Source organism: Enterobacter cloacae complex sp. IR5384, from assembly GCF_049237265.1.
GTDB classification, from domain to species: Bacteria; Pseudomonadota; Gammaproteobacteria; order Enterobacterales; family Enterobacteriaceae; genus Enterobacter; species Enterobacter cloacae.
The window spans coordinates 1-8,983 of sequence record NZ_JBMKHJ010000065.1 but is presented as its reverse complement, the minus strand read 5'-3'; the positions used below and the strand labels follow the sequence as shown (position 1 = coordinate 8,983).

9 protein-coding genes and 1 pseudogene are annotated in these 8,983 nt (G+C 48.7%); 6 read left to right on the top strand and 4 right to left on the bottom strand.

From position 1 onward, the window contains the following. Positions 1 to 154: 154 nt before the first annotated feature. Together ccgAI and ccgAII are read left to right on the top strand one after the other, a co-directional pair. Positions 155 to 334, top strand: coding sequence for a protein CcgAI (gene ccgAI / locus ACOTX3_RS25375; protein WP_000214483.1), 180 nt, complete (start codon positions 155 to 157; stop codon positions 332 to 334). Between the two features lie 54 nt (positions 335 to 388). Then, positions 389 to 709, top strand: a complete 321-nt coding sequence (gene ccgAII, locus ACOTX3_RS25370) for a protein CcgAII (RefSeq protein ID WP_001749971.1) — start codon at positions 389 to 391, stop codon at positions 707 to 709. A 110-nt stretch (positions 710 to 819) separates the two neighbouring features. Here ccgAII and ACOTX3_RS25365 read toward each other — a convergent pair whose 3' ends face one another. The 4 genes from ACOTX3_RS25365 to stbA all read right to left on the bottom strand — a co-directional run bounded on the left by ACOTX3_RS25365 (position 820) and on the right by stbA (position 2,860). Next, positions 820 to 1,164 carry a hypothetical protein gene (locus ACOTX3_RS25365; RefSeq protein WP_000999874.1) on the bottom strand — a complete coding sequence of 115 codons (345 nt, stop codon included), beginning with the start codon at positions 1,162 to 1,164 and terminating at the stop codon, positions 820 to 822. 181 nt (positions 1,165 to 1,345) lie between these two features. Beyond that, a complete protein-coding gene (gene stbC / locus ACOTX3_RS25360) occupies positions 1,346 to 1,714 on the bottom strand; it encodes a plasmid stabilization protein StbC (protein ID WP_000414913.1) in 369 nt (122 codons plus the stop codon). Position 1,715: 1 nt separating this feature from the next. Then, complete coding sequence (gene stbB, locus ACOTX3_RS25355; RefSeq protein WP_001749973.1) at positions 1,716 to 2,432, bottom strand: StbB family protein; 717 nt, start codon at positions 2,430 to 2,432, stop codon at positions 1,716 to 1,718. A gap of 8 nt (positions 2,433 to 2,440) precedes the next feature. Next, on the bottom strand, positions 2,441 to 2,860 hold the full coding sequence (stbA, locus tag ACOTX3_RS25350; RefSeq protein WP_001749974.1) for a plasmid stabilization protein StbA: 420 nt from the start codon (positions 2,858 to 2,860) through the stop codon (positions 2,441 to 2,443). Positions 2,861 to 3,350: 490 nt separating this feature from the next. Between stbA and ACOTX3_RS25345 the strand changes: the two genes are divergently transcribed. The 4 genes and pseudogenes from ACOTX3_RS25345 to ACOTX3_RS25330 all read left to right on the top strand — a co-directional run. Further along, complete coding sequence (locus tag ACOTX3_RS25345) at positions 3,351 to 3,767, top strand: hypothetical protein (protein ID WP_001749975.1); 417 nt, start codon at positions 3,351 to 3,353, stop codon at positions 3,765 to 3,767. Between the two features lies 1 nt (position 3,768). Then, a complete protein-coding gene (locus tag ACOTX3_RS25340; protein ID WP_000342688.1) occupies positions 3,769 to 5,298 on the top strand; it encodes a type IV secretion system DNA-binding domain-containing protein in 1,530 nt (509 codons plus the stop codon). Further along, positions 5,298 to 8,534, top strand: coding sequence for a MobF family relaxase (mobF, locus tag ACOTX3_RS25335; RefSeq protein WP_012561166.1), 3,237 nt, complete (start codon positions 5,298 to 5,300; stop codon positions 8,532 to 8,534). Before ACOTX3_RS25340 ends, mobF begins: the two co-directional genes overlap by 1 nt. After that, positions 8,534 to 8,884, top strand: a pseudogene (locus tag ACOTX3_RS25330) (DUF6710 family protein); the annotation flags it as partial. The gene mobF and the pseudogene ACOTX3_RS25330, both read left to right, overlap by 1 nt. Positions 8,885 to 8,983: the final 99 nt, after the last annotated feature.

Genomic DNA, 8,983 nt, shown 5'->3' with positions numbered 1-8,983 from the left:
CGCGGTCGCCTTCCATGCCCTGACGGGCATAAAAACATGTAAATAAATTCCGTACTTGTATTGACTTTAAAGGCGTAATCACCGATAATTAAATCATCGGGAGGCAATACCGCCACCCGAAAAATTGCCGGTATCGGATCACTAAGGAGTAAGCATGACCACTGTTACCACCCCTTCCCAGCTGAAAAAAGAAGTCGAATCTCAGAAAGAATTATTGCTGCGCGCCTGCCTCGAAGCGTTCAACCAGCTGCCTAATCAGCGCCTGCAAGGCGCTTTCACATCGACGTATGCACTGGCGGCAAAATTAGACCAGCTGCTGCAACAAACTAAATAGCACTGACGACCCGGCCAAGCCGGGTCTTTAACAGAAAGATCGAGGACAAACGACATGACCACACAAACCCTTGAGCAGACTCTTGAAGATTTTCGTCGCCAGTGTGAGAGTTTTGCGCGCGAACAGCAGCCCCGCTGCGGCCTGATTTATGAACTGTATCAGCGCCGCCTGAGCGCGGTTATTGACGGCTATCTTGCTGGCGTTCCGGCCGAGTATCGGGAAGAACTGATCGCGGTAGCGCGGCGTGAATTTGACTATCTGACCCAAGACGAGATCGCGGAAGAAATCCGGCAGGATCGGGAAAACGATTATTGCAGCCACGGTATTGAGCGTAATTGTTGCCCGCTGGGCTGCGGAGATCTAGACGATTACTGAGCCGCCGAAAGAAAAAAACCCGGATTGACCGGGCTTTTTTCTTTCCGCTGCGCGGCCGTTTCAGTTATTACTCCGCGCTGCTTTTGGCAATTTCTGTATAGCACAATACACTACACATTAAGCTCGTTTGCTTCGACGGCTAGCCAGCAGTTAAAGGTTTCGCTCTGCCGTTCGCCGCCGCAACCTCCCTCCGCTTTCAGCTTTCCGCAAGCCTGGCATTTCCCCAGCTGCGCCTTTTGCTCCTGCCACTGTTGCCAGTTTCGGATCAGCAGCAGTTGGAAAAACTCATTCGTGGAATAGGCTGTTCGTCCTGGACGACGAACCCGGCAAAGCTCCTGTAACATTGCTTCTTCCTGTTTTGTTAGCGTGACTGTCACGCTAGCGCCTTCCTCTTTGAGTCGCGCGCGGCGCCGGGCCTGGCGAATACGGGCTTGTTCACGCTGTCGGTCATTCATATTTTTCCTCCACGTGACTGTCACGTTGAATTAAACCGGGCATTACCCCTGCGGGGCCGTTCTGCCGTGCTGCGCATCGAGCCGCTACGCGTCTCGCCCCTTCGGGCGGCGGCCACTAATGCCTCCGGCCTGCGGCCTCCGCGCTTCGCTTGAAAAAAAACCGGGACATGCCCGGTTTACATTATCTCAGTAGAATTATGGCTATCGCGGCACCCACGGCGGCGCCCACAATAGTGCAGCCAGCTGTAATAAAAAGGATCTGACGGGTTAACGTCTCAGCTCTGGACGCCTGCGCGCGGCGGAACTTCGTCAGAAATTCCTCACGCGCCTTAGCATCATCACTAATTGCCAGGCTAATTGAACGCTGGTTTTCTACTAAAGTCCGTTTAAGAGAGTCTGCCGTCTCTCCTAAACTTTCGGTGTCTTTTGCCAGCTTTTCCGAAAGCGCAGAAAGTATCTCAGTCATTTCTTTCTGACTTGCGGTGATTTCCTTCGCGTCACCTAAAAACCAATCCATCAGAACTTCAAATTTATCTGGCTGCTTTTCCATTTTATTCTCCCATTAAAGCCGCATATGCTTTATCGAGATTAGCTTTAACAGGAATTGCCTGTTTCATGTAGGTATAACGGCGGGCCAGTTTTTTGCGCTCGTCAGCATCCGTTGTTTGTTTAGCGCGGGCTTTAAATTCTTCTGGATCTTCAGCGGTCAATGCTTCGAATGAGATACGGTGATACGCGAGATATTCGAAAACTTCACTGTTATAAATAACAGATTTCTTGCTGATTTTGCCAACTTTCGTTCGTTTGACAAATTCAAATACCGGCGCCAGTACATCCTCTACTTCACTATCTGGACTAATGCGGTTTGGAACAAAGATGATTTTATCGCTGCTTACACCTGCCTTACTTAACGTATGTGCTGTTTTCAGGCTTTCATCAATGGCCTTATTATCAGGCGTAACCGGGATTACATACTTATCAAATTCATTCGCGCCACTGTCAAAGCGGGACATTGCCATCAGGAACGCTTCTACGTTTGACGCACCAATATCAATAATCCCGGCATCTTCAAAAACAATATCTTCAATCAACCGTGAAAAGTCATCACCTTTAAAAATGGAAACATTCTCAATCCCCAGATCGGAAGCAGACTGGTTGATAGTTTCAACCGCATAGAATTTTGCTCCAGTCAGACGCGGGGCTAACAGGTAGGATGAAATTAAGGTTTTACCAACGCTGCCACTGTAATTAATTACCGCTACTTTCATAAATCACCTCAGAATTTTTTATTGAACATCTTAGGGTCGAAATCTTCACTGATTTTATTGAAGAACTCTTTATCAATAATGCCGGGACTTTCTTTTTTTTCACTTCCTTGCGGTTCAGGCTCAGGCGGCGTTTGTGTATTGTGCAATACACTTTCCTCTGCACCTTTCTCGCTACCTCCTTTTTGTGTATTGTGCAATACACTATCATCATTGTTCGGCATCCTTTCATGTGTATTGTGCATTCCATTTTTCCGGATTTGCCGCGCTCTATATAGGGACGTATCAAAGCTACGAACGTTCACACCTTCCAGGCCGAAGCGTTCAGAAACTGCCTTATAAATTTCCTCCCTGGAAACTCCCAGTGACAGCATTTCTTCTATTTCCGGCAACATCAACTGAAGTGCCGCCCTGATACTTTTGGGCTTCATAGTACCCTCATTTAGAATGATGTAATTTTGATGTAATTTTGATGTACTTTTGATGTACTTTTGTTGTACTGGCTACCTCATGACCAAAGAATGATGTAATTTTGTTGTACTGTCAACCTTCAAGTGATGTAATTTTGATGTAATTTTGATGTACTTTTGTTGTACTGGTATTCATGCAAGCATGAATACGGAATATTGAACGCTTTTTAGCCAGTTAGTCCTTAACCTACGTAGATCGCCCCTACCAAAAAAGATGATTTTTTATCCCTTAACCTGCTATACACCTAACGCAGCGCGATAAATCACGCTATCATACTGATTTAAAAGATAAAAAAATAAATAGCAACAATATTCGGTAATAATTAGGTATTAAAAACACCCAATAACTCATTGTTTTATAATGAGTTTGCTTTATTACTTTGGTAATACTAAGATTTCAGCTTGTTAGATCCCAATTTTTTGTTTAAAAAATGCACAATGTGAGGACTGAATGCCAATAATAACCGCAAAAGTATCAGATGAACTTTTGGCCTATATAGACCTGGTTTCAGGAGGTAATCGGTCAGATTATCTGCGGCGCTGCATTGAAGCTGGCCCAGGTGATCGGGAGTCCGGGTTGAAAATAGTTGCCGACCGGCTGAGCGACGTAAATCGCAAACTGGATTATCTTTTTGACCGTGCTTCAGATGCGGATTTTGGCCCACTGCGCGATGAGCTGAAGGCAATAACCGAAACGCTATCTGGCGTAAAATTCCCACCGGCAGGACAGATGATGTTGCATGAATCACTCGCTATTGAAACGCTAATCCTCCTGCGCTCGATAGCAGAACCGGGCAAAACCAAAGCGGCAAAAGCAGAGGTTGAACGTAACGGCTACAAAGTCTGGGAACCAAAAAAGGAGCGCTGAAATGGACGATAGAGAAAGAGGCTTAGCATTTTTATTTGCAATTACTTTGCCTCCAGTGATGGTATGGTTTCTAGTTGCAAAATTTACCTACGGTATTGATCCATCCACGGCTAAATACCTGATTCCGTATCTGGTTAAGAATACTTTTTCGCTATGGCCTTTATGGTCAGCTTTAATTGCTGGCTGGTTTATTGGTGTTGGCGGTCTGATCGCTTTTATCATTTATGATAAATCACGCGTGTTTAAAGGCGAAAGATTCAAAAAGATTTATCGTGGTACAGAGCTTGTTCGCGCCAGAACACTCGCTGATAAAACACGCGAAAGAGGTGTCAACCAGTTAACCGTGGCTAATATCCCCATACCTACATACGCTGAGAACTTGCATTTTTCGATTGCCGGTACAACCGGTACTGGTAAAACCACAATTTTCAATGAACTGTTATTTAAGAGCATCATTAGAGGCGGCAAAAATATTGCTTTAGATCCAAATGGGGGCTTCTTAAAGAATTTCTATCGTCCCGGCGATGTTATTTTAAACGCCTATGATAAACGCACTGAAGGCTGGGTGTTTTTCAATGAAATTCGCCGTTCATATGATTACGAGCGCTTAGTGAACTCTATTGTTCAGGAAAGCCCTGATATGGCTACTGAAGAATGGTTCGGCTATGGCCGTCTTATTTTTAGTGAAGTTTCGAAAAAACTTCACAGCCTATATAGCACAGTAACTATGGAAGAAGTTATTCACTGGGCCTGTAACGTTGACCAGAAAAAATTAAAAGAATTTTTAATGGGGACGCCTGCCGAAGCTATTTTTTCCGGGTCTGAAAAAGCAGTTGGAAGCGCGCGATTTGTTCTCAGTAAGAATCTTGCCCCACATTTGAAAATGCCGGAAGGTAATTTTTCCCTGCGTGACTGGCTTGATGATGGAAAGCCGGGAACCCTGTTTATCACCTGGCAGGAAGAAATGAAAAGGTCACTTAATCCGCTAATTTCCTGCTGGCTGGATTCGATTTTTTCTATCGTGCTGGGTATGGGTGAAAAAGAAAGCCGCATTAATGTATTTATTGACGAGCTGGAATCACTCCAGTTTCTGCCAAACCTCAACGATGCACTGACCAAAGGGCGTAAAAGCGGTCTGTGTGTTTATGCTGGCTATCAAACCTATTCTCAGCTGGTTAAGGTTTATGGTCGGGATATGGCTCAGACAATTCTGGCTAACATGCGTTCTAACATCGTGCTGGGCGGCAGCCGTCTCGGTGATGAAACGTTGGATCAAATGTCGCGCTCACTCGGTGAGATAGAAGGCGAAGTTGAGCGTAAAGAATCCGATCCTCAGAAGCCCTGGATTGTCCGTAAACGCCGCGACGTTAAAGTTGTTCGTGCCGTAACGCCTACCGAAATATCAATGTTGCCAAACCTCACCGGCTATCTGGCGTTGCCTGGTGATATGCCCGTCGCTAAGTTCAAGGCTAAACACGTTAAATACCATCGCAAAAACCCTGTTCCTGGCATTGAACTGAGGGAGATCTGATGCTTGATATAACCACGATTACCCGCCAGAACGTCACTAGCGTTGTGGGCTACTACTCTGATGCAAAGGATGATTACTACAGTAAGGATTCATCATTCACGTCCTGGCAGGGAACCGGAGCTGAAGCCCTCGGCTTATCCGGGGACGTTGAATCAGCCCGGTTTAAAGAGCTGCTTGTCGGAGAGATAGATACCTTCACGCATATGCAGCGACACGTGGGTGATGCCAAAAAAGAGCGTCTGGGCTACGACCTGACGTTTTCAGCGCCTAAAGGGGTATCCATGCAGGCGCTGATACACGGCGATAAAACCATTATCGAGGCTCATGAAAAAGCTGTTGCCGCTGCTGTGCGTGAAGCTGAAAAACTCGCGCAGGCCCGGACGACTCGCCAGGGGAAATCAGTAACCCAGAATACCAATAACCTTGTCGTCGCTACTTTTCGCCACGAAACGTCCAGGGCGCTAGATCCTGATTTGCACACCCACGCTTTTGTCATGAACATGACCCAGCGCGAGGACGGCCAGTGGCGCGCGCTCAAAAATGATGAGCTGATGCGTAACAAAATGCACCTGGGCGATGTTTACAAACAGGAGCTGGCGCTGGAGTTGACCAAAGCCGGTTATGAGCTGCGTTACAACAGCAAAAATAACACGTTCGATATGGCCCATTTTTCAGACGAACAGATTCGCGCTTTTTCCCGCCGGTCGGAGCAAATTGAAAAGGGACTCGCTGCAATGGGCCTGACGCGGGAAACCGCCGATGCTCAGACGAAAAGCCGCGTCTCGATGGCGACGCGTGAAAAGAAAACAGAGCATTCCCGTGAAGAAATTCACCAGGAATGGGCCAGCCGCGCCAAAACGCTAGGCATTGATTTTGATAACCGTGAATGGCAGGGACACGGTAAACCTCTGGAGGCTGATATTGCGCGCAACATGGCCCCGGATTTTACCAGCCCTGAGGTTAAAGCTGACCGGGCTATCCAGTTTGCAGTTAAGTCGCTGTCAGAGCGCGATGCCAGCTTTGAACGCCAGAAGCTGATTCAGATCGCTAATAAGCAGGTGCTGGGCCATGCCACAATGGCCGATGTTGAAAAAGCGTACCTGAAGGCGGTACAGAAGGGCGCCATCATCGAGGGCGAAGCCCGGTATCAATCAACGCTGAAGGTCGGTGCTTCAGTTATGGCCGAAACTCTGACGCGCAAAGAGTGGATCGACTCGCTGACGAATAGCGGGATGCGTGCGGATAAAGCCCGTTTTGCGGTAGATGATGGTATTAAAAACGGCAGGCTTAAAAAGACCAGCCACCGCGTCACTACCGTGGAGGGTATTCGCCTTGAGCGTTCCATTCTGACTATCGAATCACGCGGCCGGGGGCAGATGCCGCGACAGCTGACCGCAGAGATTGCAGGCCAGCTGCTCGCCGGGAAAACCCTCAAGAATGAGCAGATGCGCGCAGTTACAGAAATTGTGACGAGCAAAGATCGTTTTGTGGCCGCACATGGTTACGCCGGTACCGGTAAAAGCTATATGACGATGGCCGCTAAAGAGCTGCTGGAGTCACAAGGGCTGAAGGTCACGGCGCTGGCCCCCTATGGGACACAGAAAAAAGCGCTTGAAGATGATGGATTACCGGCCCGCACCGTTGCCGCCTTCCTCAAAGCGAAGGATAAAAAGCTGGATGAAAAATCAGTCGTATTCATTGATGAAGCCGGGGTTATACCCGCCCGGCAGATGAAACAGCTGATGGAGGTGATCGAGAAGCATAACGCTCGCGCGGTATTCCTGGGGGATACGTCACAGACGAAAGCGGTAGAAGCCGGTAAGCCTTTTGAGCAGCTGATTAAAGCAGGTATGCAGACCAGCTACATGAAAGACATTCAGCGACAGAAGAATGAAGTTTTGCTTGAGGCGGTTAAGTATGCCGCTGAAGGTAATGCCGCGCGCGCCCTGAAAAATATCACCGGCGTGAACGAACTGAAGGAAGAAGCGCCCCGACTCGCTCAACTTGCCGATCGCTACCTGTCTCTGTCCTCAGAACAACAGGATGCCACCCTGATAATCTCTGGTACGAACGCCTCACGCAAAACCCTCAATGACTACATCCGGGGCAATCTGGGGCTTGCCGGAACCGGCGAAACGTTCACGCTACTTGACCGCGTGGATTCGACACAGGCGGAACGCCGCGACAGCCGTTATTTCAGTAAAGGGCAAATCATTATCCCCGAACAGGATTACAAAAATGGTATGAAGCGGGGCGAGTCTTACCAGGTTCTTGATACCGGGCCGGGCAACAAATTGACGGTTGAAAGCAGCAGCGGTGAGCAGATCGCTTTCAGCCCGCGTACACACACCAAGCTGTCTGTATACCAGGCAGTCAGCGCCGAACTGGCGCCGGGCGATAAGGTCATGGTAACGCGTAACGATAAAACGCTGGACGTTGCCAACGGCGACCGCTTCACGGTGAAAACCGTGGAGGGTGAAAAACTGACGCTTGAGGACAAAAAAGGGCGCACGGTTGAGCTGGACAAAAAACAGGCTTCTTATCTTTCCTATGCTTATGCAACCACCGTCCACAAATCCCAGGGGCTTACCTGTGATCGCGTGTTGTTCAACATAGATACCAAATCGCTTACCACTTCTAAGGACGTTTTTTATGTTGGTATTTCGCGTGCGCGTCATGAGGTGGAAATTTTTACCGACGATAAAAAATCTTTGGCATCGAGCGTGAGCCGCGACAGCCCGAAAACCACGGCCGCAGAAATTGACCGTTTCTTTGGGCTTGAGGCCAGGTTTAAGGATATTGGCCGCGATACCAGTTTAGAAACCCGATCAGCTGAAAAAGGTCTGCCAGAAGCCACGGGGGAAAGCATGGCGTTTAACCAGAAACCCGATGAACATAACATGACAACCGGCACTGATTATCAGCCGGTGAGCAACGCAGAGGACGCCTTTCATCTTAAGCAGAACCCTATGGATGATTCCGTTGGCCTGCGGCGTCATGAAGCACAGCAAAATGATGCAGAACTGGCCCATGATTATGCTGCTGCCGACGATCAGCAGTGGAGCGCGCAGGAGTATGCCGATTACGAGCATTATGCCGAAGCATCAGACTACGACTTTGACAGCAGCATTTACGACGATTACGCCATGCCGCAGACGTCTCAGGCGGAACAGAGCCATACCGGAAAAGAACACACCCATGAGCATGAGCATGAAGAAGGGGGCCATGAAATCTGATGGAGCAGACCGACAAGCGCAAGCAGGATAAACTGAAGTTCGACCGGGTAATTAATCTGGCGCGCAGACTGCCGCAACCGGCGATCCATGACTTACTACGCGCGCTGATACTGCCAATTCAGGCCGATTACTTGCTGGCCGTTGGCACGGAGGGCCAGGACGCGCGCCCGGACATGAACGAGCGCGAGTTCTTCTTCACAAAAATCATCTGGGCGATGGATTACACGCACATGAAATCACTCAGGCTTGCAGCTGAAGATTTTCCCCTGGCGCTTGCGACGGCCAAGATCCTGCCGTGGCCGTGGGGTGAATCAAGCTACCGGAGTGCTTTAGCCGATATAGGAGAGCATAAAAAATATTGGGGCAGCGTGAGCTATGCTGCCATCGCTGGTCCCTTCCCGTCACTTTGAAAACCCGGATACCAGCAGACAAATTTATCCTGCAGTTCG

What these genes read in the sequence shown, in the direction of transcription:
- ccgAI (WP_000214483.1), top strand. Translation starts at nt 155, where the DNA reads ATGACCACTGTTACCACCCCTTCCCAGCTGAAAAAAGAAGTCGAATCT.
- ccgAII (WP_001749971.1), top strand. Translation starts at nt 389, where the DNA reads ATGACCACACAAACCCTTGAGCAGACTCTTGAAGATTTTCGTCGCCAG.
- ACOTX3_RS25365 (WP_000999874.1), bottom strand. Translation starts at nt 1,164, where the DNA reads ATGAATGACCGACAGCGTGAACAAGCCCGTATTCGCCAGGCCCGGCGC.
- stbC (WP_000414913.1), bottom strand. Translation starts at nt 1,714, where the DNA reads ATGGAAAAGCAGCCAGATAAATTTGAAGTTCTGATGGATTGGTTTTTA.
- stbB (WP_001749973.1), bottom strand. Translation starts at nt 2,432, where the DNA reads ATGAAAGTAGCGGTAATTAATTACAGTGGCAGCGTTGGTAAAACCTTA.
- stbA (WP_001749974.1), bottom strand. Translation starts at nt 2,860, where the DNA reads ATGAAGCCCAAAAGTATCAGGGCGGCACTTCAGTTGATGTTGCCGGAA.
- ACOTX3_RS25345 (WP_001749975.1), top strand. Translation starts at nt 3,351, where the DNA reads ATGCCAATAATAACCGCAAAAGTATCAGATGAACTTTTGGCCTATATA.
- ACOTX3_RS25340 (WP_000342688.1), top strand. Translation starts at nt 3,769, where the DNA reads ATGGACGATAGAGAAAGAGGCTTAGCATTTTTATTTGCAATTACTTTG.
- mobF (WP_012561166.1), top strand. Translation starts at nt 5,298, where the DNA reads ATGCTTGATATAACCACGATTACCCGCCAGAACGTCACTAGCGTTGTG.